We start from the raw sequence: 26,957 nt of genomic DNA, 5'->3' as shown, positions 1-26,957 counted from the left end.
ATAGCCCAGCAACGCAATGATCAGGAAACCAGTACCCAGCAGCGCCACCACGGCCAGGAGCGGCTTGCGCTGGGAATACAACGGCGAACGGAACGACATGGCGATTCCCTTGGCGCAGACCCAATGAAGTCAGTTTAGTGGCCTTGTGGGAAAAGACATTCGGATTTGCAGGTTTGTAGGACCATGGTGAGGGAACAGGCTCCCTCACCACAGATTCGGCTTTATTCCAGGCTACGCAAATAAGCCCGCCATCCCCCCAGATGACTGATGTCCCGTGCGCCTTCCAGGCCATACGACTCGCAGATGAATCCGCTTTCCCAGCGACCATCGGCCAGTTGCACCTTGCCCAGCCCCAACGGTGCGGGGATGCCAGTCAGGAATGAACCCAGTTCGCTGCTCGGCAGTTCCCATATCTCCACCTCGATTGCCACGCCGCCCTCGCTGACCCGAAGCATGCCGGGGCGCAGGAGAGGGCCGCCGGCCAAGGCATAGAGGCGGTAATCCGCTGAGCTTTGGGTGGCCTCGATCAGACGCGCACCGCGTTGCTTGAGCTGACAGTTCAGCGCCAACCCGTCCAGGTGTGCGCCACACACCACCAGCCGTGCCAGGTCGTGGCGCGCCGGGTTGGCGGGCGCTGGCAAAGTCGTTTCCTGTTGACGCTGCAGGGCATCGGCCACGCTCAAGAGGTATTGGTCGGTGAAGGCTCGACCGAACAGCGTCACGCCCCAGGGCAAGCCGTTGGCCATGAACGTACTGGGAACAGCAACGGCGGCGTAGTCCAGCAGGTTCATGAAATTGGTGTAATACCCCAGTTCCGAGTTGCGCAGCACCGGTTCGGAGGCCAGTTCGGCGAGGGTCACCGGTCGGCCGATGGTCGGGGTGATTACGCAATCGAGCGCGTCCATGGCCCGGTCGCATTGGGCTTTGAGCGCTTGCAAACGGTAGCGGGCGCGGAAGGTTTGTACGCCATCTACCGTAGGCGCTTTCGCCAGGACGGCGCGGATGACCGGCAGTACGGCCTCCGGCTCACGCTCCATCAAGGGGCCGGCAACGCTGTAGCGTTCGGCCACCCAAGGGCCTTCATAAAGCAGCCGCGCTGCTTCCAGGAACGGCGACAAGTCCAGTTCCACGGCTTCGCCGCCCAGGCGTTCGAGTCGCTCGATGGCTTCCAGAAACAGTTGCGGACCTTCCTGGCAGCCGAAAAATGCCAGGTCCTGCTGGCGCGGCACACCGAAGCGAAAGCGCCGGGGCACGCCGAACGCGGCGCCGTCGTTCCACTGCGGGTTGTGGCGGCTGTAGTCGTCACGAGGGTCTGGACGGGCCGTCAGCGCCAAGAGCTGGCTGGCTTCCTTGCTGTCGCCGTGAAGGTCGTGACGCAGTCCAGCGTGCGACAGGCCGGGACCACGCCCGCCGTGGAGATCAACCCCAGGGTGGCTTTCAATCCCACCAGGTTGTTCAAGGCTGCGGGCACTCGACCGGAGCCGGCGGTGTCGGTGCCCAAGGCAAAACTTGCCACGCCCAGGGCCACGGCCAGCGACGAGCCGGCGCTCGAACCGCCTGCGGGATAGTCGGGCAGCACGCTGTTGCGGCAGGCGCCGTAGGGCGAGCGAGTGCCATTGAGCCCGGTGGCGAATTGGTCGAGGTTGGTCTTGCCCAGGGGGATCGCGCCCAGTGCCAGCAACTGCTCGACAATGGTCGCCGAGCGTGGCGGTACGTAGGCAAATGCCGGGCAGGCGGCGGTGGTCGGAATGCCGGCCAGGTCGATGTTGTCCTTGATGGCAAACGGCACGCCGTACAGCGGCAGGCTCTCCAGGTCGCGGCTTTCCAATGCGGTCAGGTAGGGTTCCAGTTCTTCGGCCGTCAGCAGGTGAATGAACAGGTGATAGTCCGGGTTCAGCGCCGCGGCTTTTTCCCGCAGGCCCAGCAGCAATTGGCGTGGCGTCAGTTCGCCGTTGCGATAGGTCGTGCGCAGGTCGTCCAAGCGAAGAGAGAGGTTCATGGTGTTAATCCTTTGATTGAGTTCAGTCACGGTCCAGCACCACGACGCGCTGTCCGGCGCGCACTGCCGAACCTGGCTGGACGCGCACCTCGCGCACCACGCCGGCCGAGGGTGCAAGCAGCGGGATTTCCATTTTCATCGACTCGAGAATAACCAGCACATCACCGGCGGCGACCCGTGCGCCAACGTCTACCTGCACCTGCCAGAGGTTGCCGGCGATGTGGCTGTCGACACTCAGTTGACCGTCAGTCAGCGGCGAATCTTCGCTCGGTGCGATGGCCGGTTCTTCACTGTCGAAGTGCGCCTGGCCACTGGCGATCCAACGCTCGCGCTCGGCGTCGAAGGCGCCTTGTTGCCGTTGGCGGAACGCGGCGATGCCGTCGGCTTCCTGCACCAGGAAACGCTGGTAGTCAGCGAGGTTGAGCTGGCTGTGCTCGATCTCCAGATCGAAGCGGCCCAGGGGGAAGTCCCGACGGATGCGCAGCAGTTCATCGGCGCTGACCGGATAGAAGCGGATCTGGTCGAAGAACCGCAGCAGCCAGGGCTTGCCGTCGAAGGCGGCGACGTCCCGATAACGGTTCCACATCTGCAACGTGCGCCCGACGAACTGATAGCCGCCAGGCCCTTCCATGCCGTACACGCACATATAGGCGCCGCCGATGCCCACCGAGTTTTCCGCGGTCCAGGTGCGGGCCGGGTTGTATTTGGTGGTCACCAACCGATGCCGTGGGTCGAGCGGCGTGGCGACCGGCGCGCCGAGGTAGACGTCCCCCAGGCCCATCACCAGGTAGCTCGCATCGAACACCGTGCGTTGCACCTCATCGAGGTTGGGCAGGTCGTTGATGCGCCGGATGAACTCCAGGTTGCTCGGGCACCAGGGCGCGTCCTTGCGCACCGTGGTCATGTATTTTTCGATGGCCAACTGACAGGCCGGATCATCCCAGGACAGCGGCAGGTGGACGATGCGCGACGGCACTTGCAGGTCCTGCGCGGCGCACACGGCGTCCCACTCACCGGCGACGATATTCAGCAGATCGGCCAGGGGCATTTGCTCGGGTTGGTAGTGCACTTGCAGCGAGCGAATGCCCGGCGTCAGGTCGATCACGCCGGGCAGGTGTTTGTGTTCCAACGCCTGCATCAAGGCATGAGCGCGAAAGCGCAGCACCAGGTCCAGTTCGGGGGCGCCGATTTCCAGCAGCAGGTGGGTGTCGCCGGCCAGGCGCGCGACCAGGCGGGTATCGTCCTGACCGATATCCAACACCACGGGCGACACCATCCCCTGTGGGAGCGAGCTTGCTCGCGATAGCGACGGGACATCCAGAATCGATGGGATTGACAGACCGTTATCGCGAGCAAGCTCGCTCCCACAGGGGGACCATTGCAGGGCCAGTGAGCGCGCGGTCGATACATCCACCGGCACAAACCGCACCTTGTCCCCCGCCTTGAGCTGCCCCAACTGCCAGAGGTCCGCTTCGATCACCGTCACCGGGCAGACGAAACCGCCCAGGCTCGGGCCGTCGGGGCCGAGGATGACGGGCATGTCGCCGGTGAAGTCCACGGCGCCGATGGCGTAGGGGTTGTCATGGATATTGGAAGGGTGCAGCCCAGCCTCGCCGCCGTCGGCGCGGACCCATTCGGGTTTCGGCCCGATCAGGCGGACGCCAGTGCGGCTGGAGTTGAAGTGCACTTCCCAGGCCGTGTCGAAGAACGTCTGGATGTAGCGCTCGGTGAAGTATTCGGGCGCGCCGTGCGGGCCGTAGATCACGCGGATCTGCCGCACGTTTGGCAGTTCCAGGATCGGCGCGCTCGTTGGCGGCAGCATCGCGTGCTCATCCAGCGGTGCCAGGTGCAACACGTCACCGGTACACAACGCCCGTCCGCCATGGCCGCCGAACTGGCCGAGGGTGAAGGTGCTTTTACTGCCCAGGTAATCCGGCACTTGCACGCCGCCTTGCAGGCACAGGTAGCTGCGCGCCCCGGCCCCAGAGATGTTGCCGATGGCGAGGGTGGCGCCGGCAGCAATCGACAACGGCGTGTTCATCGGCACCGGTTCACCGTCGAGCGTGAGGGCAATCACCGCACCGGTCACCGCCACCCGCGCGGCGCAGTTGAAGCGCAGCAGCGGCCCGTTCATGGTGATTTCCAAGGCCGCCGCGCCTTCTGCGTTGCCCAAGAGGCGATTGCCCAGGCGCAGCGAACGGCTGTCCATCGGTCCCGACGGCGGCACCCCCACCGCCCAATAACCGAGGCGGCCGGGATAGTCCTGGACGCTGGTCTGGGTGCCGGGGCTGAGTACTTCAACGGTGTTGGCGCGATAGACCAGCGCTTCCAGGCAGCGGGTCCAGGGCTGGCCGCTGGCAAACGGTGTGTCGAGGAGAATCTGTTGCAGGTAGTGGCGGTTGGTCTCGACGCCGTACAACAGGCTTTCGTCCAGCGCTTGATGCAAGCCCAGGCGCGCCTGCTCGCGGGTCGGCGCCCAGCGAATGACCTTGGCGATCATCGGGTCGAAGTAGGGCGGGATCTGGCAACCGGCCTCGACCCAGGTGTCGATGCGCAGTGACTTGCCGTCGGCCTGGGGAAATTTCACGGCAGTCAGCAGCCCCGGGCTTGGTTGGAAATCCCGGCCTGGGTCCTCGGCATACAAGCGCGCCTGGATCGCGTGGCCCTCGGCTTTCAAACCTTGGCCCAGTTCGCTCAGTGGCGGCAAATCACCGGCCGCCAGTTGCACCATCCAGCGCACCAGGTCCACGCCCCACACCTGCTCGGTGACGCCGTGCTCCACTTGCAGGCGGGTGTTCACTTCGAGGAAATAGAAGCGCCCCGCGTCGCTGTCGAACACGAACTCCACGGTGCCGGCGCTGCGGTAGTTCACGGCCTGGGCCAGTTGGATCGCCGCTGCGCAGAGTTCATCGGCCATGCCCTCGGGCAGGTTCGGCGCCGGGGTCTCTTCGAGGACTTTCTGGTTGCGCCGTTGCACCGAGCAGTCGCGCACGCCCAAGGCGATCACCTGGCCCAGGCCATCGCCGAATACCTGCACTTCCAGATGCCGCGCACGTTCGATGTACTTCTCGATGAACACTCCGGCGTCGCTGAAGTTGTTCTGGCCCAGGCGCTTCACGGTTTCGAAGGATTCGCTCAGGTCGGCGGCGCTGCGGCACACACGCATGCCGATGCCGCCACCGCCCGCGGTACTTTTGAGCATCACCGGATAGCCGAGCTGAGTGCCCGCCAATAGCGCGGCATCGAGGCTGTCGAGCAGTTCGGTGCCTTCGAGCAGTGGCACACCATGTCGGCGCGCCAGGTCGCGGGCGGTGTGCTTGAGGCCGAACACGCGCAGTTGTTCTGGCGTCGGACCGATGAAGGCGATGCCAGCGGCCTCGCACGCTTGCGCGAAGGCGGCGTTTTCCGAGAGAAAGCCGTAGCCGGGATGGATCGCGGTCGCGCCGCTGCTTTTAGCAATCGCCAAAAGCTTGTCCACCGCCAGGTAAGTACCGGCCGCCGCGCCTTCGCCCAGGCAGTGGGCTTCATCGGCCTGCAAGATATGCAAGCTGGCGGCGTCGGCCTGGGAATACACCGCGACGCCTTCGACCTTCAGCTCACGCAAGGTCCGCAAGATGCGGCAGGCGATGGCGCCACGGTTGGCGATCAGGATTTTTTCGAACATGGCATTGCCCCCTCAGGCATGCGTACTGCCTGAACTGGGATGCGGGCCGTCCCGCAGTTTTCGATGGCCGCCGGGGTCGTCCCTGGCGACAAACCTCCAAACACCACTACCCCCCTGTGGGAGCGAGCAGGCTCGCTCCCACAGGGGATGGGTGGTGTTTATAAAATCTGTGTTTATTTGATGCACTGCCCCGACCGGCTCTGGCACAACACAAACAACCAGCGGCGCAGGCGGGTGAGTTTCAGTTCCATATCAAGAGCTCCGCTGGCGTAGGGTTGTAGGCGTTGCACGGGTTGTTCAGTTGCGGGCAGTTGGAGATCAACACGATCACGTCCATCTCGGCCCGCAGGTCGACGTATTTCCCTGGCGCCGAGATCCCGTCTTCGAAGGTCAGGCCGCCATCGGCGGTGACCGGCACGTTCATGAAGAAGTTGATGTTCGGTCCGATGTCGCCCTTGCCCAGCCGACCGTCGTGGGCGCAGGCTCGCAGGTAGTTGTCGCGGCAGCTGTGCATGTAGCGTTTTTCCAGGGCGTAGCGCACGGTGTTGCTTTCCTGGGCGCAGGCCCCGCCGAGGGTGTCGTGGCGTCCGCAAGTGTCTTCGACGATGGTCAGCATCGGGTGGCCGAGGTTGGAATACAGCACGCTGCCGGTGCTCAGGTAGACGCTGTTCTGCCGGCGCAGGGTGCGCTGCACGTCGTAGCGTTCCTTGGGGTTGGCCAGGCTGTAGAACAACGTGTCGACCGCCTGGTTGCCTTCCAGGTCGAGGATGCGCAGGGTCTGGCCGGCCTTGACCTCTGTCAGCCACGGTTCCCCGGCGGGAATCGTGGCGCGGTAGACGGCGGTATCGGGTTGCTTGTGTGCGGTGGCGATGGTGAGTGACATGGCTACGATCCTCAGGCGAACAGGCGGTCGGTGTTGATGAAGCCGCGCTGGTTTTCCGGGCGCGAATGGCGGCAGTGCTCGGCGACGCTGGCGTCGGCGTTCATCCAACTGAGCTTGAGCGGTTGCGGGGCGTATTGCGGGTTCGGGTCCATCGGATGTTGCAGCGCGGTCAGCACCACCAGGGTGTCCATCGGCGCGTACAGCTCGATGTAGTCGCCGGCCTGGGAGTTGCCTTCAACGAAGTGAAAGCCGCCAGCCTCATCGACATCGACCCGGCTGAACAGGTTGAGGGTCATCAGCAGGTCGGACAGGCCCAGACCCCATTTACCCAGCTCCACCAGCAGGTTGTCGGTGCCGTTGCGAAAGAAGCCGTTGCGCAGTTCCTGGTAGCGGCCCTGACCGTATTTTTCAGCGACTTCCTCAGCGCAGAGCACGCCGCCGAGGCTGTCGCTCCAGCCGCAGGTATCGGCGGTGATGGCCGCCAGCACCCGGCCCATGTCGGAGTAGAGGCAATGGCCGGCGGTAAGCTTGGCGGTGTGTTGGCATTTGAGGCTGTCGGGCAGGTTCAGGCGTTCGGTTTTTTCGTTGGCGTTGAGCAGCGTCAGACTCACGTTGGCCCCGCCGCGCAGGTCGGTCAGGCGCAGCAGTTGGCCGCGCTTGAGCACGAAGGAACGGTGGCCGCCGCCGGGCAGCAGTTCTTCGGCGAAGGGTGTAAACAATTGGGTCGAGTCGGTCATGGGGAGAGCTCCTTTCAAGCGATACGCAACGTGCCGGCCAGTTCGGCGGGCAGGGCGTCGACGGCGGCACGGGCGGTGCGGCGGTCGCTGTTCAATGGAATGTCGTAGGTAATGCGTGCGCCATAGGCGCCGGGGGCGTGCGGGTCGCTGCGGACCTTGTCGAACACCAGCAGGCGCGTACCGAGGCTGAAACCTTCGGACAGGTCATGGGTGACCATGAACACCGTCAGCCGGGTTTCGCGCCACAGCTCAAGCAACAGGGCGTGCATGTCTTTGCGAATGCCCGGGTCGAGGGCGCCGAAGGGCTCGTCCAGCAGCAGGACACGCGGCTTCATGATCAGTGCCTGGGCAATCGCCAGCCGCTGTTGCATGCCCCCGGACAGTTGCGCCGGGTATTTATCCAGCGCATGGCCGAGGCCGACCTTGTCCAGCAGTTGCGCGGCTTCTTCGCGGGCCTGGCGCTTGGCGCTGCCGAACAGCCGTCCCAGCAGCGGCGAGCGCGGCAACTCCAGGCCCAGGGCCACGTTGTCCAGCACGCTCAGGTGCGGGAACACCGAATAGCGCTGGAACACCACGCCCCGGCTGGCATCCGGCTCGCCGGCCAAGGGTTCGCCATCCAGCAGAATCTGTCCGCGGCTGGCGCGTTCCTGGCCCAGCAGCAGGCGCAGGAAAGTCGACTTGCCACAACCCGAGGCGCCCACCAACGTGCAGAACTCACCCTCAGAGACGCTCAGGTTCAAACGCTCCAGTACCACCTGATCGGCATACTGTTGCCAGACGTTGTTCACGGTAATGAAGCTCATGCCTTTGCCCCCTCGTACCAGGGGAACGCCTGCCGGGTCAGGTGCTTGAGGCCCCAGTCCATCAGCCAGGCGAGCAGGGTGATCCACACCACGTACGGCAAGATCACGTCCATCGCCAGGTAACGACGCACCAGGAAAATCCGATAGCCCAGCCCATCCGTGGAGGCGATGGCTTCGGCGGCGATCAGAAACAACCAGGCCGAACCGAGCATCAGCCGCAGGGAAATCAACAGGCGCGGCAGCAGTTGCGGCAGCACCACCCGCAGCAGCAGGGTCCAGGTCGACGCACCGAGGGTCTGGGCCTTGATCAACAGCTCGGGCGGAATTTCCCGGGCGCGCTGTTCCAGGTCGCGGGCCAGGCACGGCGTGATGCCAATCACGATCAGCATCACTTTCGACAGTTCGCCCAGCCCGAAGACGATGAACAGGATCGGCAGGATGGCCAGCGGCGGCACCATCGACACCACGGTGAGCAACGGTGACAGCGGTGCGCCAAACAGTGGCAACGTACCGGCGGCTATGCCCAGGCATAACCCGGCCAGGGCGCTGATGCCCAGGCCGATGGCCAACCGACGCAGGCTCGACGCGGTGTCTTGCCAGAGCAGGTATTCGCCGCTGCGGGCATCGGCGGTGAAGGCCAGGCGTTTCACCGCATCGGCCATTTGCACGGCGCTGGGCAGGAGCTTGTCGTTGGGGTTGTCCGTCAACCGTTCGGCCGAGCCCATGAAGTAGGCGAACAACACCAGCGCGAATGGCAGGATCACCAGCAACAAGCGGCTGGGACGATCCGGGTAGCGGTTGATCAGGCGCATGCCAGGTCCTCCGGTTTACAGCTTGGCGTCGGCGGCCAGCTGTACGTAGGTCGGGTCAAAGCGCAGCTTGAGGTTGGCCTTGTCGCCGCGGGTCACGCCATTGGCGAACGTCATGCCGACCGCGTCGGTGCTCTTGGCGCCTTCGCCCAACAAGCCGTGCTGGAACGAAAACTCGGCCACCTTGCCCATGGTGGCGGGCAGTTGCTCGCTGGTGGCGAAACTCAGGGCTTCCTTGGGGGTGGCGAACAGCTTGGTGGTGTCCAGTTGCGACTGGAAGCCGGCCAGGTCGGTGCCCGAGGCTTTGGCCATGTGTTCCAGCGCTGTCTTGCTTGCGGCGTTTTTTGCGTTCATCAGCGCCACCACTTCAAACCAGGCGCCGGTCAACGCTTTGCCCAGGGCTGGGTTGTCCTGGAGGGTTTGGGTGTTGACCACCATCATGTCCATGATCTCGCCGGGAACCTGGCTGGAATTGAACACTTCGCTCACGCCTGGCTGGGCCTTGATGTCCGAGAGCATCGGGTTCCAGGTGGTGACGGCCTTGACCTGGTCGGTGTTGAAGGCGGCGGAGATGTCGGCGTCGGAGGTGTTGACGACTTTCAGGTCTTTCTCGGCGAGGCCTACCGAATCCAGGGCGCGGGCCAGCAGGTAATGGGACACCGAGAGCTCCACCAGGTTGACGTCCATGCCCTTGAGGTCGGCGACTTTCTTGCCTTCGCCCTTGAGGACGATGCCGTCGTTGCCGTTGGAGAAATCGCTGATGATCAGTGCGGTGCTGTCCACGCCACCGGCGGCGGGAATGGTCAGGGCGTCCATGTTGGTCATGGTGCAGCCGTCGAACTGACCGGCGGTGTACTGGTTGATGGATTCGACGTAATCGTTGAGCTGCACGACATCGATCTTGATGCCGTATTTTTTCGCCCATTTATCGACGATGCCTTGGCTACCGGCGTATTCCCAGGGCATCCAGCCGGCGTAAATGGTCCAGCAGACGCTGAAGTGGTCTTTTTGGGCGGCGGCGGATGAGAAGCTCGCGAGGGCCGAGAGGGCGGAGAGGAGCAGGGCGGACAGACGAAGCTTGAGCATGGTAGTTCTCCAGTTGATCAAGGGCGGACAGGAGCAACGCGGCACCGCGAACGGTGGCTTGTCTCCCGGGCTTTTGTCCCGCCGTGTAACCTCAACTGGAGGTCGCCAACTCTCGGACCAGCCACTCGCCAGAAGCGAGCCGGAACCCTAGTCAGCCATTGCAAATTGTGGTGCCGCGAACCTGTGATGACTCCTGCACGGAATTTGTTAAAGCGAGAGCCGTGCCAATTCGGGCAAAAGCCCGAGCCAGAGAGGTCAGCTGTTGAGGAGGGATGATTGAGGGCGGGTTTGTGCTTGCTTGTGGTGCCGTCGCGCACCGGAAGAGGGCGACGAACGACATGTTTCTAGTTGTTGCCAGGTCGCACCAGATTCCGATTTTGCTGTCTGAATATGCGTCAGTCACACAAAGTTGGCTGCCGCCCATCAGCGTCGCTGATGTGGCCCATTCGCGGTCCAGGAGGCCGCCATGTATCGACGACTGCTGCTCATTGCGTTTCTCGGTTTGACTCTTTCGGCATGCGTGCCTTATTACGACGGAGACTCGAGCTACTACCGTTCCGATGTCTACACCTCACCGGCGCCGGTCTATTACGGTGGCGGGAGTTATTATTCGGCTCCGCGTGGCTATTACGCACCGCGGTATTACCAACCGGCGCCGCGCTATTACTCGGCACCGCGTTACTATCAACAAGGCCCACGCTACTACTCGCCACCGCGAGCGGCGTACCGGTCTTATCCGAATCGGGGTGGCTGGGACGGCCATGACCGGGGCGGCTGGAATGACGACCGAGGCGGTCGAGGCGGACGTGATCATTGGGGACGCGGCGACCGCGATCGTGGACGTGGCGATCGCGATGGACGCAACAGCCACCGCTGACCTTTGGGCAACAAAAAGCGGCGCATTGAGCGCCGCTTTTTTTGTGCCTGCAATAAACCCTGTGGGATAACTTTTGTGGGAGCGAGCTTGCTCGCGATGACAGGGGATCAGACAGCTTCCCGGTGACTGGCATACCGCTATCGCGAGCAAGCTTTGCTCCCACAGATGTCACTCTCACAGAATGTCACTCTCACAGAATGTCACTCCCACAGGTGTCACCCAGGGCTTTACTCGTTGGACAAATCCGCCAACGGATGCCGCCCCTCCCACGCCTTGTGAAAGTGCGCCTCGACCGCCGCTTCGGGCACATGGTTGATGTCCGGCCAGTGCCAACGGGGCTTGTGGTCCTTGTCGATCAGCCGCGCGCGCACGCCTTCGCTGAATTCCGGATGGCGACAGCAGTTGAGGCTCAAGGTGTATTCCATCCGGAACACGCCGGCCAAGGACAAATGCCGGGCACGGGCGATCTGTTCCCAGACCAGATAAGCGGTCAAGGGCGAACCTTCGGTCATGGTCTTGGCGGCGCGGGCGATCAGCGGGTCCGAGTGGTCCACCAGCAGGCTGAGGGCTTTCCAGGCACAGCGCACATCGCTGACATCCAGCCATTCATCGATTTTCTGCCGACGTGGCAGCCATTGGGCTTCGGGCATTTGGCCGACCGCTTCCTGTTGCAGGGCCTTGAGCAGGCTGTTGAGCTGCATCTCGGTCTGTTCCTGCCAATTGAGTTGCAGCAGGCCTTCGATCAGGTCGTCCTGTTGTTCATCCAGCAAAAAGCGGTCGGCCAGGTCCAGGTCGATGGCGTCCCGGGCATTCATGTGGGCGCCGGTCAGGCCGAGAAACAGGCCGAGCTTGCCGGGCAGGCGCGACAGGAACCAACTGGCGCCGACATCCGGGTACAGGCCGATGCTGATCTCCGGCATGGCCAGGCGACTGCTTGGCGTGACGATGCGGATACTCGCCCCTTGCAACAGCCCCATGCCGCCACCCAGTACATAGCCATGCCCCCAGCACAGCAAGGGTTTGGGGTAGGTGTGCAGGTTGAAGTCCAAGCGGTATTCCGCCGCGAAGAATTGCGCAGCCAGCGGCGGCACTTCGCCGGGATGGGCACGGCAGGCCTCCACCAGGCTGCGCACTTCACCGCCGGCGCAAAATGCCTTGGCGCCATTGCCGCGCAATAACACACAAACGACCTGCGACTCCCGGGCCCAGGCATCGAGACGATCACGCAAGGCGTTGATCATCGGCAGGGACAAGGCGTTCAGGGATTTTTCGGCGTCCAGGGTGGCGATGCCGATACGGGCACCGTCGATGCCGGTGAGCTCTTCGAAGTGCAGATTCATCGTGACCTCGATCAGAAATTTGAATAATCAGTATGACCGCTACGCAGGAAAGTGCTGGTTCTGCGTCAGATCAATTGACAAGCCATGTAGGCTTTCCTAGGGTGCGCCCATTGTTTTTACCGGATGCAACCATGACTGCCGACGACCGTATCAAACTCGAACCGAGCTGGAAGCAGGCACTGCGTGCCGAGTTCGACCAGCCCTACATGGCAGAGTTGCGCGAATTCCTGCGTCGGGAATACGCCGCCGGCAAGGAGATTTATCCACCGGCCCCGCTGATTTTCAATGCCCTCAATTCCACGCCGCTGGACAAGGTCAAGGTGGTGATTCTTGGCCAGGACCCGTACCACGGTCCGGGCCAGGCCCATGGCTTGTGCTTCTCGGTACAGCCGGGTGTGCCAGCACCGCCGTCGCTGGTGAACATTTTCAAGGAATTGAAGCGCGACCTGAACATCGATATTCCCAACCATGGCTATCTGCAAAGCTGGGCCGACCAGGGCGTGTTGCTGCTCAACACTACCATGACCGTGGAGCGCGCCACCGCCAACGCCCATGCAGGCAAGGGCTGGCAGCACTTCACCGACCGAGTCATCGAAGTGGTCAGCGAACACCAGCAGAACCTGGTCTTCCTGCTATGGGGCGCCCATGCCCAGGGCAAGCAGAAGCTGATCGACGCCACCAAGCACCTGGTGCTGACCTCGGTCCACCCGTCGCCGTTGTCGGCTTATCGTGGTTTTCTGGGGTGCGGGCATTTCAGTCGGGCCAACAAGTTCCTCGAACAACATGGCGAGGCGCCTATCGATTGGCGATTGCCGGTGCTTTAAATGGTCGGCAATAAGGGCCCCATCGCGAGCTTGCTCGCGATGGGGGCAACTCGGTCTACAAGTCCGAAGCCGGCTTGCGCATCCAATACCTGAACAACGGCTCCGCCAGAAACAGCACGAACAACAACCGCATCACCTGCAACGCCGTCACCAATGGCACCGACAGTTGCAACGTCTCGGCCGTCAGGCTCATTTCCGCGATACCTCCGGGCATCATGCCCAGGGTCAGTGAACGCAGGTCCAGCTGGGTCAGGGTGCTCAGGCCCAACGCCGCGAGAGTGGCGATCAGCATCGTCAACACCGTGCCGATCAGGGTACGCCCCATGAACGACGGCGCCCGACGAAAGAACTGCCGGTTGAAATGACAACCCAATCCGCTGCCGATCAACCACTGGCCGACCTGGCTGGCGCCGTTGGGCAGGCCGATGTGCAGGTCCCAACCGACGCTCACCGCCGCACTCACCAGCAATGGTCCGAACAACCAGGGATTGGGTTGGCGCAAGCGCTCCCAGACCCAGGCGAGCAGGGCGCCCGCCGGGAACAGCACCGCCAGCCACAGCCAGTCCACCGTCGTGGCGTGTTGCACCGGTGCGCCTTCACCCAACAGGTACTTGAAGGCCGCCGGCACGCACAGCACCACCACCAGCACTCGCAGGCTCTGGCCCGCCGCAACACGACTGAGGTCTGCGCCGTTGCGGGCGCCGAGGTTGACCATTTCGCCGGAACCGCCCGGCATGCTCGAGAAGAACGCGGTGGCGCGGTCCTCGCCGGTGCGACGCATCAGCCAGACACTCACCACGCTGGACACGCTGGTGATCAGCGCGCCGAAGAAGATCAGGCCGAAGTGGCTCAGGACCTGCTCCATCACCACCGGAGTGAAGTGCAGGCCGATACCGATGCCCACCACCCATTGGCCGCATTTACGGCCGCCGGGGATTTCCATCAGTTGCCACGGCGTAAGACAGCGCACCAGGATGATCGCCAGCAACGAGCCGACCATCCAGGGCAAAGGCCAGCCGATCAGGCTGGCCAGGTAACCGCCGGCCAGGCCGACCAGCGGTGTTCCCCACCATTGTCTGAATATCGCCTCAGACATTGGCCAGGGCGCGACGTTGTGCGGCGCGGCGACGCCAGATCCGCACCAGTGGCATGAACAGCATGATCGCCGTCAGCACCCAGCAGCCGAAGGTGATCGGACTCGACCAGAGGATCTCCAGTGCACCGTTGGAAATCGACAGCGCACGCCGCAGGTTCTGCTCCATCAGGCCACCGAGGATGAAGCCCAGCAGCACCGGCGACAGCGGGAAGTCCAGCTTGCGCAGGATATAGCCGAAGATGCCGATACCGATCATCAGGAACAGGTCGAAGGTGGTGGCATGCACCGCATAGACACCGATGCCGGTGATGATTGCGATGACCGGCACCAGCGCCCAGTTCGGCACGGCCAGGATGCGGGTGAAGATGCGGATCATCGGGATGTTGAGGATCACCAGCATGACGTTGGCGACGAACAACGACGCGATCAGGCCCCAGACGATGTCCGGTTGTTGCTGGAACAGCAGCGGGCCAGGGGTGATGTTGTACAGCGACAACGCACCGATCATCACCGCAGTGGTGCCCGAGCCGGGAACGCCGAGGGTCAGCATCGGTACCAACGCACCGCAAGCCGCGCCGCCAATGGCGGTTTCCGGGGCGGCGAGGCCGCGCTTGTCACCCTGACCGAACGTGCCACCAGCGCCGGCAATGCGTTTTTCCGTCATGTAGGCCACGGCACTGGCCAGGGTCGCACCAGCACCCGGCAGCACGCCCATGATGAAACCGAGTACGCCGCAGCGCAGGTTCACGGTGAAGACCGACGCGGCTTCCTTGAAGTTGAACATCATCCGCCCGGTAGCTTTCACTGCCTCCTGGCCGCGATGGGTTTTTTCCAGCAGCAACAGGATTTCGCTGATGGAGAACAGGCCCAGCACCAGCACGACGAACTGGATGCCGTCGGTCAGGTGGATGTTGTCACCGGTGAAGCGGTACACGCCGCTGTTGGCATCGATCCCGACACTGGACAGGAACAGGCCGATCAGCGCCGCGATGAAGGTCTTGAGCGGTCGGTCGCCGGCCATGCCGCCGAGGCAGACAATGGCAAACACCATCAGGACGAAATATTCCGCCGGCCCGAAGGCAATCGCCCATTTGGCCAGCAAGGGTGCGAACAACACCATGCCGCAGGTGGCGATGAACGCGCCGATGAACGAACTCCACGCCGACAGCGACAACGCCACGCCGGCCAGGCCTTGGCGGGCCATCGGGTAGCCGTCGAGGGTGGTCATCACGGTAGAGGCTTCACCCGGGATGTTGAGCAGGATCGAGCTGATACGTCCGCCGTATTCGCAACCCAGGTACACCGCGGCCAGCAGGATCAGCGCCGATTCCGGCGGCAGCCCCAGGGCAAAGGCAATCGGGATCAGTAGCGCCACGCCGTTGATCGGGCCCAGGCCCGGCAGCAGGCCGACCACGGTGCCGATCAGGGTGCCGGTCAGTGCCGTGACGAGGTTGTAGGGGGTCAGTGCAACGCCAAAACCCTGGCCGAGATAATTCAGGGTATCCATATCAATTCTCCAGGACGTCGAGCAGGCCCAGGGGCAGCGGCACGTCCATCAGCTTGTCGAACAACAGATAAAGACCGATGGCCATCAGGCTGATGATCACCACGCTCGGCACCCAGCGACCGCCGTAAAGGCGCGCCATCGGCACGCCGATCAGGATGCTGGCAAGGATGAAGCCCAAGGGTTCGAAGGTCCCGGCGAAGACCAGCAGCAGCACCACGCAGATACCGATTTTCTGCAAGGTTTCGCGGTCCAGGTGCGGGTCTTCGTCGCTGTGCACGATGGGCGTAGGGCGAAACAGCATGTACAGCAATGCCAGCCCCATCAGCCCGAGCATCAGCAAGGGAAAGGCGCGGGGGCCGACCGGTTCGTAGGAAAAGGCGGCTTGATAGGGCCAAGCCATCAGCGCCAGGCCGATACAGACCAGTAGCAGCACCGCGGCAAAAATACGTTGGATGGTGAGCATGACTAACTCCTGGGCGGCGCCGACAGTGCCAGCGCCGCCGCGAGAACAGAGACGGTTACTGGATCAGGCCGAACTCTTTGGCCAGCACCTTGTAATCAGCCACTTGTTTCTTCACATAGGCGTCCAGTTCCGGGCCGGTCATGGCGAACGGGAACAACTCGCGCTGGTCGCGCAACTTGGCGAACTCTTCGGAAGCCAGCAGTTTGTCGAACGCGTCTTTCCACCAGGCGTAGTCTTCGTCGCTGACCTTTGGCCCGAGGTAGAAGCCACGGACCACTGGCCAGAGGATGTCGTAGCCTTGTTCGCGAGCGGTCGGGATGTCTTTCATTTCCGGCTCGTCCAGGCGTTTATCGGAGAACACCGCCAACAGACGCATGTCACCACTCTGGATGTGCGGCATGGAGTCGGAAATGTCCGTACTGCCGACCTGAATATGACCGCCGAGCAGGGCAGTGGCGATTTCACCGCCGCCTTCGAGTGCCACGTAGCGCAGTTTGCGCGGGTCGATACCGGCAGCCTTGGCGATCAGGGCGGTTTGCATCCAGTCCTGGCTGCCGACGGTGCCGCCGGAGCCGATCACCACCGAGCCTGGATCTTTCTTCAGGGCCTGTACCAGATCGTCGAGGTTCTTGTAGGGCGAATCGCTCTTCACTGCAATGGCGCCGTAGCTGGTACCAACGGCCGCTAGCCAGCGCACGGCGTTTTCATCGAAACGACCGAACTTGCCTTGCGCCAGGTTCAACAGCGAACCGCTGGACCAGGCCACCAGCGTACCGGCGTCGGCCGGACGCTGGGCGACCACTGCGTTGTAGGCCACCGCGCCGACACCGCCGGGCATGTAGGTCACCCGCATGGGTTTGGTCAGCAGTTTCTGGTTGACCAGCGCGCTTTGCGCCAGTTTGCACGTCAGGTCGAAACCGCCGCCCGGTGCTGCCGGGGCGATGCATTCGGGGCGCTTGGGCTCTTTGGATGGATCAGCGGCGAGCAACTGCCCGGCGAACATCAGGCATCCGGCGGCCAGGGCTACTTTACGCAGTGATAGGTTCATTATCGTCTCCACAGGAGTTGTTGTTGTTGTTGTTGTTGTTGTTGTGTGTTGCCAGTTGGGTGCTGCCGGATCCTCGCGGCTCCGGCAGCCTTCGGTTACCAGAGTGCGACGCTATAGCTGACCAGCAGACGCATTTCATCGGCATCGCGGGCTGAATAATTGGAACGGTAGGTCGCGTTGCGCAGGCGTACGGCAACGTCTTTGAACGTGCCGCTTTGCACCACGTACTTGATCTCGCTGTTGCGTTCCCATTCCTTGCCGCTGTCGCCATTGCGCAGCGAAATGTTGTCGCCGCTCACGTAGCGACTCATGAAGCTCAGTCCCGGGATCCCCAGCTTGCCGAAGTCATAGTCGTAGCGCGCCTGCCAGGAACGCTCGTCGGCTTCGGCGAAATCGTTGATCTGCACGAAGTTCACCAGGTACGGGTCGCTGCCATCGACATAGGGGAAGGCACTGTCACCGGACATGTGCTGGTAACCGGCGCTGATCTTGTGGCCGCTCAAAGCGTAGCTCACCAAGCCATTGAGGGACTTGTTGTCGATCTGGCCGCCGCGGGCCGCGCCCTGGTCATCACTGATCGCCAGGCGCAGGTCGGTGCTGAACGTACCGGGGCCGATGGCATGGGAGGAGACCAGGCCGAGGAAATGCTGGTTGTAGACTTCGCTGAGCTGGGCGAAGTGATAACGGCCGGTGATCTTGTCGGTGAACTTGTAGTCAAGGCCGCCGAAATTGAAGTGTTCGCCGGCCACGCTGCCGGTGAAGCGGCCGTTCTTGTTGTTGAGGGCGATGTCCTCGTAGTTGGTGTCGTCGCGATCCTTGGCGTTGTTCAAGCGACCGCCGGTGAAGGTCAGGTTCTTGATTTCGTTGGAGGTCAACAAGCCGCCTTCGAAGGTCTGCGGCAGGATGCGCCCATCGTTGGGCTTGAGAGTTGGCAGTTCTGGAATCAGGCTGCCGATTTTCAGCTCGGTGGCGGAGATCTTCACCTTGCCGGTCAGGCCCAGCTTGGAATATTCGTCAGCGGCGCGACCGTCATCGTGGGTGGGTAACAAGCCGGTGCCGGTACGGTCCGGGCTGGAGTCGAGCTTGACCCCGAGCATCCCCAATGCATCGATGCCGAATCCCACGGTGCCTTCGGTGTAACCCGACTGCAGGTTGAGCATGAACCCCTGGGCCCATTCGTCACGCTTGGATTGCTGCGCGCTGGTGCCGTCGCGAAAGTCGCGGTTGAAATACATGTTGCGGGTTTCGAAGGTTGCCGTACTGTCTTCGATGAAGGCAGCCTGGCTCATCGGTGAAAAACCGGCGAGGGCGGCGGCACTGGCCAGGGCGGTCTGGTTGAAGCGGGAAAGGCGAGCAGGCGCTGGGGCCTGGAGCTGCATGGACAGCATGGTGGTACTCCGCTTTATTGTTCTTATTTGGCGAAAACGCTTCGAGGCGTTTTTCGTTCGCGATGTGCGTCGCGACGGCAGCCGAAACTGTCCGTGGGAGGACTCTAACGGCCCAACCTTTCGCTAACCTTTCAAAAGCTTTCAGCGTGTTTTTTGCCTTCACAGTGGCGGATGCGGCTGTAAACTCCGCGCCAAAGAATGGTGTCGGCCATCCCTGAATCGAGGAATAACCCATGCGTGTCCTGCTCGTCGAAGACCATCTGCAGCTCGCCGAAAGCGTTGCCCAGGCGCTCAAGAGCACCGGTTTGACCGTGGACGTGCTGCACGACGGCGTCGCGGCTGACCTGGCCTTGAGCAGCGAGGAATACGCGGTGGCGGTCCTGGATGTCGGGCTGCCGCGCATGGATGGTTTCGAGGTGTTGGCGCGTCTGCGGGCCCGTGGCAAGACCTTGCCGGTGCTGATGCTGACCGCTCGCAGCGACGTCAAGGACCGTGTCCATGGCCTGAACCTCGGCGCCGACGATTACCTGGCCAAGCCATTCGAGCTCACTGAGCTGGAGGCCCGGGTCAAGGCACTGTTGCGCCGTAGCGTGCTGGGCGGCGAACGCCAGCAGCGCTGTGGCGGGCTGGTCTATGACCTGGACACCCGCCGCTTTACCCTCGACGATGAACTGTTGACCCTGACGTCCCGCGAGCAAGCCGTGCTGGAGGCGTTGATCGCCCGGCCGGGGCGGGTGATGAGCAAGGAGCAACTGGCGGCCCAAGTGTTCGGCCTGGACGAAGAGGCCAGCCCCGACGCTATCGAAATCTACGTCCATCGCCTGCGCAAGAAGCTCGATGGTCATGCGGTGGCGATCGTAACGTTCCGCGGCCTGGGCTACCTGCTGGAAAATCGCAATGCATAAGCCCGACAGCCTGCGCTGGCGGCTGCTTCGCAACCTCGCGCTGCTGCTGGTGGTATTGATGCTCGCCAGCGGCTTGAGCGCCTACTGGAACGGTCGCGAGGCTGCAGACACCGCCTACGATCGGACCCTGCTGGCCTCGGCCCGGACCATCGCCGCGGGCCTTTCGGCGCGTGACGGCAGCCTCAGCGCGGATGTGCCCTACGTGGCCCTGGATACTTTCGCCTACGACAGCGCCGGACGCATTTATTATCAGGTCAATGACATCGACAAGAAGCTGATTTCCGGCTACGAAAACCTCCCCGGCCCGCCGCCCGGCACGCCGCGCACGGACGATTACCCAGCCTTGGCACGTTTTTACAACGCTCGCTATCAGGGACAGAACGTACGAGTGGTCAGCCTGCTCAAGGCCGTGAGCGAGCCGAACATGAACGGCATGGCGGAAATTCGTGTGGCGGAAACTGAAGAGGCGCGGGTCAGCATGGCCCGTGGGCTGATGGCCGACACGCTGTTGCGCCTGGGCATGCTGGCCGTGGGCGCGCTGCTGTTAGTGTGGTTTGCGGTCAGCGCGGCGTTGCGCCCGCTGGAGCGCTTGCGCACGGCGGTGGAGGAGCGCCAGTCGGACGATCTGCGGCCGTTGCCGCTGGTGGAAGTGCAGCACGAATTATGGCCGCTGGTGCGGGCCCTCAACCATTTCACCGAGCGCCTGCGCGGGCAATTCGAGCGTCAGGCGCAGTTCATCGCCGATGCCGCCCATGAGCTGCGCACGCCCTTGGCCGCGCTCAAGGCGCGTCTTGAGCTGGGCTTGCGTGCCAGTGAACCGGCGACCTGGCGTGAAACCCTGGAAACGGCGGCCCAAGGCACGGACCGGCTAACCCACCTGGCTAACCAGCTGCTGTCCTTGGCGCGTGTGGAAAACGGCGCCCGGGCCATTGCCGAGGGCGGCGCGCAGTTGCTTGATCTCAGTCAGTTGGCCCGTGAGTTGGGCATGGCCATGGCCCCGCTGGCCCATGCCCGAGGGGTGGCGCTGGCCCTGGAAGCCGACGAACCGGTATGGCTGCGGGGCGAGCCGACCTTGTTGAACGAGTTGTTGAGCAACCTGGTGGACAACGCCCTGGCCCATACCCCGTCGGGTGGCAATGTAATCCTGCGGGTTTCTGCGCCGGCCGTGCTGGAGGTCGAGGACGATGGCCCCGGCATTCCGCTGCACGAGCGGGACCGGGTGTTCGAGCGCTTCTATCGACGCAACCAGCAAGTGGCGGGTTCGGGGCTGGGATTGGCGATCGTCGGCGAAATCTGCCGTGCGCACCTGGCGCAGATCACCTTGCACGACGGGCAGGAGCGCGGGTTGAAGGTGCGGGTGAGTTTTATCCCAGGCGCAGACTGATCCTGTGGGAGCAAGGCTTGCCCGCGATGATGGCGACACGGTCTTTATATAAAACGAGGCGCCTGTTTCGCGAGCAAGCTTTGCTCCCACAAATCCTGTGCCACAGGTCACAGATTCAGGCTTGACTACGCGTTCGTAGGTGTCCGACCTGCTTAATAGAACATCGACCGCGCTTCTTCGATATCCGCACACCGTGCCTTGTTCTCCGGGTCGATGCCCAGTTTCTTGAAGGCGGGAACCCCGAACACGTCAACCTTGCTCAGGGGATGGTCGGTGTCCTTGTAGCAATACAGCGCTGCGACCTGCACCAGGTCGACATAATCGATTTGCTTGGAGTCCCGGGTGAAATCCAGATACAGCCCCGGCAGTTTCACCAACCGCTCCGGAAACTCCCAGACGCTGAGTAGTTTGTCCCCCAGCACCGGGTGAATCGTTTCGATGACGTGGTTGAGGCTGACCGGGTCCGACAGCAATTCATTGTTGTCTTGCGCATACGTCAGGATCGGCAGCACGCCGATCTGGTGCACCAGCCCACCCAGCGCGGCCTGGTCGGGCTTGAGTTGGGTGTAACCGCGACACAGCGCATAGCTGACGCCGGCGATCTCCAGGCTCTTGCGCCAGACTTCGCGCATCTTCAGCTCCACTACTTCGGAGCGGGCGTGGAAAATCTGCTCCATGACCAGGCCGATGGCCAGGTTGCTGCTGTAGTTGACGCCCAATCGAGTGATGGCCGTGTGCAGGTCGGTGACTTCCTGTGTGGCGCGCAGCAGTGGGCTGTTGACCACCTTTATCAGGCGTGCCGAGAGAGCCGTATCGCGGCCGATCACTTTGCTCAGGTTGCTGACGCTGATTTCCGGGTCTTCGGCGGCCCGGCGAATCTGCAGGGCCACTTCCGGTAATGTTGGCAGAACCAAGTCATCGTTATCGATGGCTTGCACCAAATCCCGTTGGACCTTATCCGCCAAATCGCTCATTTCGGTTCTCTAGGGTATTGCGGCAAATGCTGCGATCAGCGCTGGATTTCGCGGTCGCGATCCAGTTCGTAAGGCAGGTCCAACAATTGAAGGCTTGGGCCTTCCAGGCTACCGAGGTGCAAATTGTCGTCTTCTGCTGCTTCGGCCTGCAATACCGCAAGCAGTTCAATATTCCCCTCGCCGCGGGCGGCAATAACCACTTCGCCGATGGAGCTGCCATGCGTGGGGGAGAACAGCGCGGTGCCAGGCTCTGGCAGTTCGCTGGCGTCCAACTGCAGGCGGTACAGGCGTCGCTTGAGCTTGCCCAGGTATTGCATGCGGGCGACGATTTCCTGGCCGGTGTAGCAGCCTTTCTTGAAACTGACGCCGCCGATGGCTTGCAGGTTGAGCATCTGTGGGATGAACAGCTCGCGGGTGGCCGGCATGACCTGGCCGATTCCGGCGCGGACCTGGCCCAACAGCCAGGGGTTCAGATCCGCTTCGGCCAGTTCTGTGCCCAGGCGGGTTCGCAGTGTCTGGGCCTGTTCGGCGGGCGCCCACAGTTCAGCGCGGCCGGGAGATACGCGGATGGCGATCAAGGCTTCATGGCGAGCCACGCTGTCGGTGTCCCCCGGTAGTTCGAGGCCCAGGCCGGCCAGCGCCTTGTCGGCGTTTTCCAGGCCGAAGCGAACCCAGGCCGCGCTTTCGTCGGTGAGCTTGGATTTGGAGAACACGGCATATTTTTTCAGGTCGGCCAGTTGCGACTCAAGCAGTTCGGCGGCCATGGCCATCAACACGCCGTCGCCTTCGAGCAGGATACGGAAGCTCGATTGCATCCGGCCTTTCTGGGTGCAGCGGGCGCCGAGGCTGGCCCGGCTGTCACTCAGGTAGTCGAGGTTGCAGGTCAATTGGCCTTGCAGGAATTTGCCGGCATCCACGCCGCGGACCGCAAGGACGCCTTCGTGGGACAGGGTGCAGAAAAAAGCGGAATCAGCCATGGGTCATCGCAGGGTAAAAGGTCTGGTAGACATCATAAGGGGGCGCCCTTGAAATGGGTAGTTCACAAAGGATCGATGGTGCCCTGCCAAAGCTGTCTGTTCCGCTGCGGCGGGGCCTGTATACTTGCGCTCTATTTGAGGAGCGCTCCATGGTCGAAGATGTTGAACTGAATCGCCTCTACTGGCACAGCCGCCGCGGCATGCTTGAGCTGGACGTGTTGCTGGTGCCATTCGTCAAAGAGGTTTATCCCCATCTCAATGAAGTGGACCGCGCGTGTTATGTCCGCCTGCTCGAATGCGAGGATCAGGACATGTTCGGCTGGTTCATGGAGCGCAGCGAATCCGAAGACCCTGAGTTGCAGCGCATGGTCCGGATGATTCTGGACCGTGTCCAACCCAAGTAATCGCTTCGAATGCCGCTGGCAGGCCTCCGGGCAACTGCTGGCAGCCTATCTGCTGGCCCAGGTGTTCGCCCTGGGGTCGTTGTTCCTGTTGTCCGTCCCCTCCGGGGTCGCGGTGCTTGGCGTCGCATTGTGCCTGGCCCATGGCGCCTGGGTGATTCCCCGACATTTATTGCTGACTCATCGCCGGGCCATTTCCCGGTTGCGTCGAAATGCCGCTGGCTGGCAACTCTGGAGTCGGGCCGACGGGTGGCGGGCTGTGCAGCTGCGCCCCGATAGCCTGGCGCTGCCGATGATCGTCGTGCTGCGCTTTCGCGTGCAGGGGGAACGGCGGGTCCGCTCGCTGTGTGTGCCGCGCGACGCGCTGGCGCCGGATATCCATCGGCGCCTGCGGGTACAGCTCAGGTTCAGTCGGCGTAGGTGGGCGGCACCAGGATAGTGTCCAGTGCCTCGGGCAGCAGGTTCGGGTAGTCCAGCGTGTAATGCAGCCCCCGGCTTTCCTTGCGCTCCATGGCCGAGCGAATCATCAGTTCGGCCACCTGGGCCAGGTTGCGCAACTCGATCAGGTCGCGGCTGACTTTGTAGTTGCTGTAGAACTCGTCGATTTCATCCAGCAGCAAGCGCACCCGATGTTGTGCCCGTTGCAGGCGCTTGTTGGTGCGCACGATGCCCACGTAGTCCCACATGAATCGCCGCAGTTCGTCCCAGTTGTGCGCGATGATCACGTCTTCGTCCGAATCGGTGACCTGGCTGGCGTCCCACGAGGGCAGGGCGGCAGGAACGGCAATCTGCGGCAATTGCGCCAGGATGTCTGCCGCCGCCGAGCGGGCGTAGACGAAGCATTCCAGCAGCGAGTTGCTGGCCATGCGGTTGGCGCCGTGCAGGCCGGTGAAGCTGGTTTCGCCAATGGCATACAGCCCAGGCACGTCGGTACGGCCCTGTTGGTCGACCATCACACCGCCGCAGGTGTAATGCGCCGCCGGCACCACCGGGATCGGCTGCTTGGTGATGTCGATGGAAAACTCCAGGCAGCGTTCGTACACCGTCGGGAAGTGACTCTTGATGAACGCTTCGGGCTTGTGGCTGATGTCCAGGTAAACGCAATCGATACCCAGGCGCTTCATTTCGTGGTCGATGGCCCGGGCGACGATGTCGCGCGGTGCCAGTTCGGCGCGCGGATCGAAGCGCTGCATGAAGCGTTCGCCGTTGGGCAGCTTCAGGTGGGCACCTTCGCCACGCAAGGCTTCGGTGATCAGGAAACTCTTGGCCAACGGGTGATAGAGGCAGGTGGGGTGGAACTGGTTGAACTCCAGGTTCGCCACCCGGCAACCCGAACGCCAGGCCATGGCGATGCCATCGCCGCAGGCGCCGTCGGGGTTGCTGGTATACAGATAGACTTTCGCTGCGCCGCCGGACGCCAGGATGACGAAACGTGCGCCGTAGGTGTCGACTTCACCGGTGCCGCGATTGAGCACGTAGGCACCGAGGCAGCGATCACCGTCCAGGCCCAGGCGTTTTTCGGTGATCAGGTCGACCGCGACGCGCTGTTCCAGCAGTTCGATGTTCGGCCGCAGTCGCGCCTGGGCGAGCAGGGTCTTGAAGATCGCCGCACCAGTGGCGTCGGCCGCATGGATGATGCGCCGATGGCTGTGACCGCCTTCGCGCGTCAGGTGGAACTCGAAACCGCCGTCTTCGGTGCCCGATTGTTCGTCACGGGTAAACGGTACACCCTGATCGATCAGCCACTGGATGGCTTCCCTGCTGTGTTCCACGGTGAAACGCACCGCTTTTGGATTGCAAAGGCCACCGCCGGCGTTGAGGGTGTCCTCGACATGGGATTCAATGGTGTCGGTATCGTCCAGCACGGCTGCGACACCGCCCTGGGCCCAGAAGGTCGAACCGTTGGCCAGGTCGCCCTTGCTCAGTACTGCAATGCGCAAATGCGCAGGCAAAGTCAGTGCAAGGCTCAATCCGGCGGCTCCGCTGCCGATTACCAGAACATCGTGTTGAAACTGTTGGCTCATTCGAATGGTTTCCGCTCAAGGCGACCCGGGTCGGGGTTGGCGCAAGACACCGGTTCAACGGGTCAGGCAGCCACGCAGCCCACTAGTATATAGAGGGGGGATCGGCACAATAGCCGGGCATTCATGGCAATGTGAAACCAGCGTGACAGAAAAGCGACACGCTTCGTCGGATCGCCGTTTTTGGTACAACGTCGATAAGGCCGCCGTTTCGAGGACAGAACGCTGTTTATCTCGTCACGGTTGCCTGGTATTCAGTGTGCAGCGCTATAAATAGTGGGAACTTTTGCCAAGCGCCTACGTTCAATAGACGGTTGTCTGCAAAAGGGAGCAGCGTCGGGTTGGTGCAAGATTTCGATTGGAGTCTCTGCCGTCAGGCCCGGTGACAGATTATTCGCGCAGCCGGGGAATCTCCTGCTGCGTTTTTCGTGCGTGCCGAGATCAGAGCGCGCCGGAAACTTGCTTGGAAGGGGGAGAACTTTTGCGAAAAGCCCGAGTCTATGTTTGCAAGCCCGGTCAATTAGTAATGCAAGCCTCCTTCGAGCTTATCGAGGAGTGTTCATGCTAACCCAGGAAGAGGATCAGCAGCTGGTCGAGCGCGTCCAACGCGGCGACAAGCGAGCTTTCGATCTGCTAGTGCTTAAATACCAGCACAAAATTCTCGGGTTGATCGTGCGTTTCGTGCACGACACCCATGAAGCGCAGGATGTCGCTCAGGAAGCCTTCATCAAGGCCTACCGCGCACTTGGAAATTTTCGCGGGGACAGCGCGTTTTATACGTGGCTTTACCGCATCGCCATCAACACGGCGAAAAACTATCTGGTTTCACGCGGCCGTCGGCCGCCGGATAGCGATGTAAGTTCTGAAGATGCCGAGTTCTATGATGGCGATCATGGCCTCAAGGATCTCGAATCACCGGAACGTGCGTTGCTGCGGGATGAGATTGAAGGCACCGTCCATCGAACCATCCAGCAACTGCCCGAAGATTTGCGTACGGCTTTAACTTTACGTGAGTTCGACGGTCTGAGTTACGAAGACATTGCGAGCGTCATGCAATGTCCTGTAGGCACCGTGCGCTCCCGGATCTTCCGCGCCCGGGAGGCCATTGATAAAGCCCTGCAACCTTTGTTGCAGGAAAACTAGAGACAGCGGCGACAGCCAAGAGAGGAACGCCATGAGTCGTGAAGCCCTGCAGGAATCGCTGTCCGCAGTGATGGATAACGAAGCGGACGAACTGGAATTGCGTCGGGTATTGAATGCCTTCGACGATGTTGAAACCCGTGAGACCTGGGCTCGTTACCAGATCGCCCGGGCCGTGATGCACAAGGACTTGTTGCTTCCACGCCTGGACATCGCTGCGGCCGTTTCCGCTGCATTGGCTGACGAAGCCGTACCGGCAAAAGCTTCTCGCGGACCATGGCGCAGCCTGGGTCGCCTGGCAGTAGCCGCTTCGGTCACCGTGGCCGTACTGGCCGGTGTACGCCTGTACAACCAGGATGAGATTGCTGGCGTGCAGATGGCGCAGCAGTCCAACCAGCCAGGCCTGACCGCTCCACAGGTCAAGGGTCCAGCGGTACTGGCCGGCTACAGCGAAGGCTCGGAAACCGCAGGCCCAATGGTCAATGGTGTTCTGCAAGGCCAACCTGGCTGGCATGATCAGCGTCTGCCCAACTACCTGCGTCAGCATGCTCAGCAAGCTGCCCTGAAAGGTACTGAAAGCGCGCTGCCTTACGCCCGTGCAGCCAGCATGGAAAACCGTTAATTAAGGAAA

General features: G+C 62.4%; 23 protein-coding genes, 1 pseudogene and 1 riboswitch. Of the genes and pseudogenes, 8 read left to right on the top strand and 16 right to left on the bottom strand.

Translation table 11 applies throughout. From position 1 onward, the window contains the following. Positions 1-221: 221 nt before the first annotated feature. The 7 genes and pseudogenes from atzF to AB4O22_RS19585 all read right to left on the bottom strand — a co-directional run bounded on the left by atzF (position 222) and on the right by AB4O22_RS19585 (position 9,981). Positions 222-1,999: pseudogene (atzF, locus tag AB4O22_RS19615) on the bottom strand (allophanate hydrolase). Positions 2,000-2,021: 22 nt separating this feature from the next. Beyond that, the gene (gene uca, locus AB4O22_RS19610) at positions 2,022-5,663 is read right to left on the bottom strand and encodes an urea carboxylase (RefSeq protein WP_460096996.1); all 3,642 of its coding nucleotides are present in this window, start codon (positions 5,661-5,663) and stop codon (positions 2,022-2,024) included. 241 nt (positions 5,664-5,904) lie between these two features. Further along, on the bottom strand, positions 5,905-6,546 hold the full coding sequence (locus tag AB4O22_RS19605; RefSeq protein ID WP_003198754.1) for an urea amidolyase associated protein UAAP2: 642 nt from the start codon (positions 6,544-6,546) through the stop codon (positions 5,905-5,907). Positions 6,547-6,557: 11 nt separating this feature from the next. Next, positions 6,558-7,283 carry an urea amidolyase associated protein UAAP1 gene (locus AB4O22_RS19600; RefSeq protein ID WP_003198756.1) on the bottom strand — a complete coding sequence of 242 codons (726 nt, stop codon included), beginning with the start codon at positions 7,281-7,283 and terminating at the stop codon, positions 6,558-6,560. 14 nt (positions 7,284-7,297) lie between these two features. Beyond that, complete coding sequence (locus AB4O22_RS19595; protein WP_460096995.1) at positions 7,298-8,086, bottom strand: ABC transporter ATP-binding protein; 789 nt, start codon at positions 8,084-8,086, stop codon at positions 7,298-7,300. Next, entirely contained in the window at positions 8,083-8,898 is an 816-nt protein-coding gene (locus AB4O22_RS19590) for an ABC transporter permease (RefSeq protein ID WP_460096993.1), read from the bottom strand. Before AB4O22_RS19590 ends, AB4O22_RS19595 begins: the two co-directional genes overlap by 4 nt. 15 nt (positions 8,899-8,913) lie before the next feature. Next, on the bottom strand, positions 8,914-9,981 hold the full coding sequence (locus tag AB4O22_RS19585) for a putative urea ABC transporter substrate-binding protein (RefSeq protein WP_460096991.1): 1,068 nt from the start codon (positions 9,979-9,981) through the stop codon (positions 8,914-8,916). A gap of 60 nt (positions 9,982-10,041) precedes the next feature. Beyond that, positions 10,042-10,143: riboswitch (guanidine-I (ykkC/yxkD leader) on the bottom strand. A gap of 304 nt (positions 10,144-10,447) precedes the next feature. On the opposite strand from AB4O22_RS19585, the gene AB4O22_RS19580 reads away from it, so the two are divergent. Then, positions 10,448-10,858, top strand: coding sequence for a hypothetical protein (locus AB4O22_RS19580; RefSeq protein WP_223470692.1), 411 nt, complete (start codon positions 10,448-10,450; stop codon positions 10,856-10,858). A gap of 227 nt (positions 10,859-11,085) precedes the next feature. Here the strand turns inward: AB4O22_RS19580 and AB4O22_RS19575 are convergent, their stop codons facing one another. Further along, the gene (locus AB4O22_RS19575; protein WP_003198766.1) at positions 11,086-12,198 is read right to left on the bottom strand and encodes an enoyl-CoA hydratase/isomerase family protein; all 1,113 of its coding nucleotides are present in this window, start codon (positions 12,196-12,198) and stop codon (positions 11,086-11,088) included. 131 nt (positions 12,199-12,329) lie between these two features. Here AB4O22_RS19575 and ung point away from each other — a divergent pair, with 131 nt between their 5' ends. Then, complete coding sequence (gene ung / locus AB4O22_RS19570; RefSeq protein ID WP_460096988.1) at positions 12,330-13,022, top strand: uracil-DNA glycosylase; 693 nt, start codon at positions 12,330-12,332, stop codon at positions 13,020-13,022. Between the two features lie 55 nt (positions 13,023-13,077). Here the strand turns inward: ung and AB4O22_RS19565 are convergent, their stop codons facing one another. The 5 genes from AB4O22_RS19565 to AB4O22_RS19545 all read right to left on the bottom strand — a co-directional run bounded on the left by AB4O22_RS19565 (position 13,078) and on the right by AB4O22_RS19545 (position 18,524). Further along, positions 13,078-14,118: an AbrB family transcriptional regulator gene (locus AB4O22_RS19565; RefSeq protein ID WP_027911674.1), complete on the bottom strand. Its 1,041-nt coding sequence runs from the start codon at positions 14,116-14,118 to the stop codon at positions 13,078-13,080. Then, a complete protein-coding gene (locus AB4O22_RS19560) occupies positions 14,111-15,625 on the bottom strand; it encodes a tripartite tricarboxylate transporter permease (RefSeq protein ID WP_003198773.1) in 1,515 nt (504 codons plus the stop codon). The genes AB4O22_RS19565 and AB4O22_RS19560 overlap by 8 nt, the downstream gene beginning before the upstream one ends. Before the next feature lies 1 nt (position 15,626). After that, the gene (locus tag AB4O22_RS19555; protein WP_003198775.1) at positions 15,627-16,088 is read right to left on the bottom strand and encodes a tripartite tricarboxylate transporter TctB family protein; all 462 of its coding nucleotides are present in this window, start codon (positions 16,086-16,088) and stop codon (positions 15,627-15,629) included. A gap of 55 nt (positions 16,089-16,143) precedes the next feature. Continuing rightward, complete coding sequence (locus AB4O22_RS19550; protein ID WP_003198777.1) at positions 16,144-17,136, bottom strand: Bug family tripartite tricarboxylate transporter substrate binding protein; 993 nt, start codon at positions 17,134-17,136, stop codon at positions 16,144-16,146. 95 nt (positions 17,137-17,231) lie between these two features. Then, positions 17,232-18,524: an OprD family porin gene (locus AB4O22_RS19545; RefSeq protein ID WP_223470696.1), complete on the bottom strand. Its 1,293-nt coding sequence runs from the start codon at positions 18,522-18,524 to the stop codon at positions 17,232-17,234. Positions 18,525-18,757: 233 nt separating this feature from the next. Between AB4O22_RS19545 and AB4O22_RS19540 the strand changes: the two genes are divergently transcribed. Next, positions 18,758-19,429, top strand: coding sequence for a response regulator (locus tag AB4O22_RS19540; RefSeq protein ID WP_003198779.1), 672 nt, complete (start codon positions 18,758-18,760; stop codon positions 19,427-19,429). Then, positions 19,422-20,813 (top strand): sensor histidine kinase, encoded by a 1,392-nt coding sequence (locus AB4O22_RS19535; RefSeq protein WP_013692481.1) that lies wholly within the window; start codon positions 19,422-19,424, stop codon positions 20,811-20,813. Before AB4O22_RS19540 ends, AB4O22_RS19535 begins: the two co-directional genes overlap by 8 nt. A 152-nt stretch (positions 20,814-20,965) precedes the next feature. Here AB4O22_RS19535 and AB4O22_RS19530 read toward each other — a convergent pair whose 3' ends face one another. Both AB4O22_RS19530 and ygfZ read right to left on the bottom strand, forming a co-directional pair. Continuing rightward, on the bottom strand, positions 20,966-21,787 hold the full coding sequence (locus AB4O22_RS19530; RefSeq protein WP_003198785.1) for an HDOD domain-containing protein: 822 nt from the start codon (positions 21,785-21,787) through the stop codon (positions 20,966-20,968). Between the two features lie 35 nt (positions 21,788-21,822). Then, positions 21,823-22,764, bottom strand: a complete 942-nt coding sequence (gene ygfZ, locus AB4O22_RS19525) for a CAF17-like 4Fe-4S cluster assembly/insertion protein YgfZ (protein WP_460096986.1) — start codon at positions 22,762-22,764, stop codon at positions 21,823-21,825. Between the two features lie 149 nt (positions 22,765-22,913). Between ygfZ and AB4O22_RS19520 the strand changes: the two genes are divergently transcribed. Further along, the gene (locus AB4O22_RS19520; RefSeq protein WP_003184348.1) at positions 22,914-23,168 is read left to right on the top strand and encodes an FAD assembly factor SdhE; all 255 of its coding nucleotides are present in this window, start codon (positions 22,914-22,916) and stop codon (positions 23,166-23,168) included. Next, on the top strand, positions 23,152-23,604 hold the full coding sequence (locus AB4O22_RS19515) for a protein YgfX (protein ID WP_223470700.1): 453 nt from the start codon (positions 23,152-23,154) through the stop codon (positions 23,602-23,604). Before AB4O22_RS19520 ends, AB4O22_RS19515 begins: the two co-directional genes overlap by 17 nt. On the opposite strand, the gene nadB is transcribed toward AB4O22_RS19515, so the two are convergent. Then, positions 23,573-25,189 carry an L-aspartate oxidase gene (gene nadB, locus AB4O22_RS19510; protein ID WP_003198791.1) on the bottom strand — a complete coding sequence of 539 codons (1,617 nt, stop codon included), beginning with the start codon at positions 25,187-25,189 and terminating at the stop codon, positions 23,573-23,575. The genes AB4O22_RS19515 and nadB overlap by 32 nt on opposite strands. A gap of 558 nt (positions 25,190-25,747) precedes the next feature. On the opposite strand from nadB, the gene rpoE reads away from it, so the two are divergent. Further along, positions 25,748-26,329, top strand: a complete 582-nt coding sequence (gene rpoE, locus AB4O22_RS19505) for an RNA polymerase sigma factor RpoE (RefSeq protein WP_003172477.1) — start codon at positions 25,748-25,750, stop codon at positions 26,327-26,329. A 31-nt stretch (positions 26,330-26,360) separates the two neighbouring features. Continuing rightward, complete coding sequence (locus AB4O22_RS19500; RefSeq protein WP_460096985.1) at positions 26,361-26,948, top strand: sigma-E factor negative regulatory protein; 588 nt, start codon at positions 26,361-26,363, stop codon at positions 26,946-26,948. Positions 26,949-26,957: the final 9 nt, after the last annotated feature.

The sequence above is a fragment of the Pseudomonas sp. S3_B11 genome, assembly GCF_054667715.1.
This window is presented reverse-complemented; position numbering and strand designations above follow the sequence as displayed.

What these genes read in the sequence shown, in the direction of transcription:
- AB4O22_RS19500 (WP_460096985.1), top strand. Translation starts at nt 26,361, where the DNA reads ATGAGTCGTGAAGCCCTGCAGGAATCGCTGTCCGCAGTGATGGATAAC.
- ygfZ (WP_460096986.1), bottom strand. Translation starts at nt 22,764, where the DNA reads ATGGCTGATTCCGCTTTTTTCTGCACCCTGTCCCACGAAGGCGTCCTT.
- rpoE (WP_003172477.1), top strand. Translation starts at nt 25,748, where the DNA reads ATGCTAACCCAGGAAGAGGATCAGCAGCTGGTCGAGCGCGTCCAACGC.
- AB4O22_RS19565 (WP_027911674.1), bottom strand. Translation starts at nt 14,118, where the DNA reads ATGTCTGAGGCGATATTCAGACAATGGTGGGGAACACCGCTGGTCGGC.
- AB4O22_RS19530 (WP_003198785.1), bottom strand. Translation starts at nt 21,787, where the DNA reads ATGAGCGATTTGGCGGATAAGGTCCAACGGGATTTGGTGCAAGCCATC.
- AB4O22_RS19535 (WP_013692481.1), top strand. Translation starts at nt 19,422, where the DNA reads ATGCATAAGCCCGACAGCCTGCGCTGGCGGCTGCTTCGCAACCTCGCG.
- nadB (WP_003198791.1), bottom strand. Translation starts at nt 25,189, where the DNA reads ATGAGCCAACAGTTTCAACACGATGTTCTGGTAATCGGCAGCGGAGCC.
- AB4O22_RS19590 (WP_460096993.1), bottom strand. Translation starts at nt 8,898, where the DNA reads ATGCGCCTGATCAACCGCTACCCGGATCGTCCCAGCCGCTTGTTGCTG.
- AB4O22_RS19545 (WP_223470696.1), bottom strand. Translation starts at nt 18,524, where the DNA reads ATGCTGTCCATGCAGCTCCAGGCCCCAGCGCCTGCTCGCCTTTCCCGC.
- AB4O22_RS19520 (WP_003184348.1), top strand. Translation starts at nt 22,914, where the DNA reads ATGGTCGAAGATGTTGAACTGAATCGCCTCTACTGGCACAGCCGCCGC.
- AB4O22_RS19560 (WP_003198773.1), bottom strand. Translation starts at nt 15,625, where the DNA reads ATGGATACCCTGAATTATCTCGGCCAGGGTTTTGGCGTTGCACTGACC.
- AB4O22_RS19540 (WP_003198779.1), top strand. Translation starts at nt 18,758, where the DNA reads ATGCGTGTCCTGCTCGTCGAAGACCATCTGCAGCTCGCCGAAAGCGTT.
- AB4O22_RS19580 (WP_223470692.1), top strand. Translation starts at nt 10,448, where the DNA reads ATGTATCGACGACTGCTGCTCATTGCGTTTCTCGGTTTGACTCTTTCG.
- AB4O22_RS19605 (WP_003198754.1), bottom strand. Translation starts at nt 6,546, where the DNA reads ATGTCACTCACCATCGCCACCGCACACAAGCAACCCGATACCGCCGTC.
- AB4O22_RS19600 (WP_003198756.1), bottom strand. Translation starts at nt 7,283, where the DNA reads ATGACCGACTCGACCCAATTGTTTACACCCTTCGCCGAAGAACTGCTG.
- AB4O22_RS19550 (WP_003198777.1), bottom strand. Translation starts at nt 17,136, where the DNA reads ATGAACCTATCACTGCGTAAAGTAGCCCTGGCCGCCGGATGCCTGATG.
- uca (WP_460096996.1), bottom strand. Translation starts at nt 5,663, where the DNA reads ATGTTCGAAAAAATCCTGATCGCCAACCGTGGCGCCATCGCCTGCCGC.
- AB4O22_RS19555 (WP_003198775.1), bottom strand. Translation starts at nt 16,088, where the DNA reads ATGCTCACCATCCAACGTATTTTTGCCGCGGTGCTGCTACTGGTCTGT.
- ung (WP_460096988.1), top strand. Translation starts at nt 12,330, where the DNA reads ATGACTGCCGACGACCGTATCAAACTCGAACCGAGCTGGAAGCAGGCA.
- AB4O22_RS19575 (WP_003198766.1), bottom strand. Translation starts at nt 12,198, where the DNA reads ATGAATCTGCACTTCGAAGAGCTCACCGGCATCGACGGTGCCCGTATC.
- AB4O22_RS19595 (WP_460096995.1), bottom strand. Translation starts at nt 8,086, where the DNA reads ATGAGCTTCATTACCGTGAACAACGTCTGGCAACAGTATGCCGATCAG.
- AB4O22_RS19585 (WP_460096991.1), bottom strand. Translation starts at nt 9,981, where the DNA reads ATGCTCAAGCTTCGTCTGTCCGCCCTGCTCCTCTCCGCCCTCTCGGCC.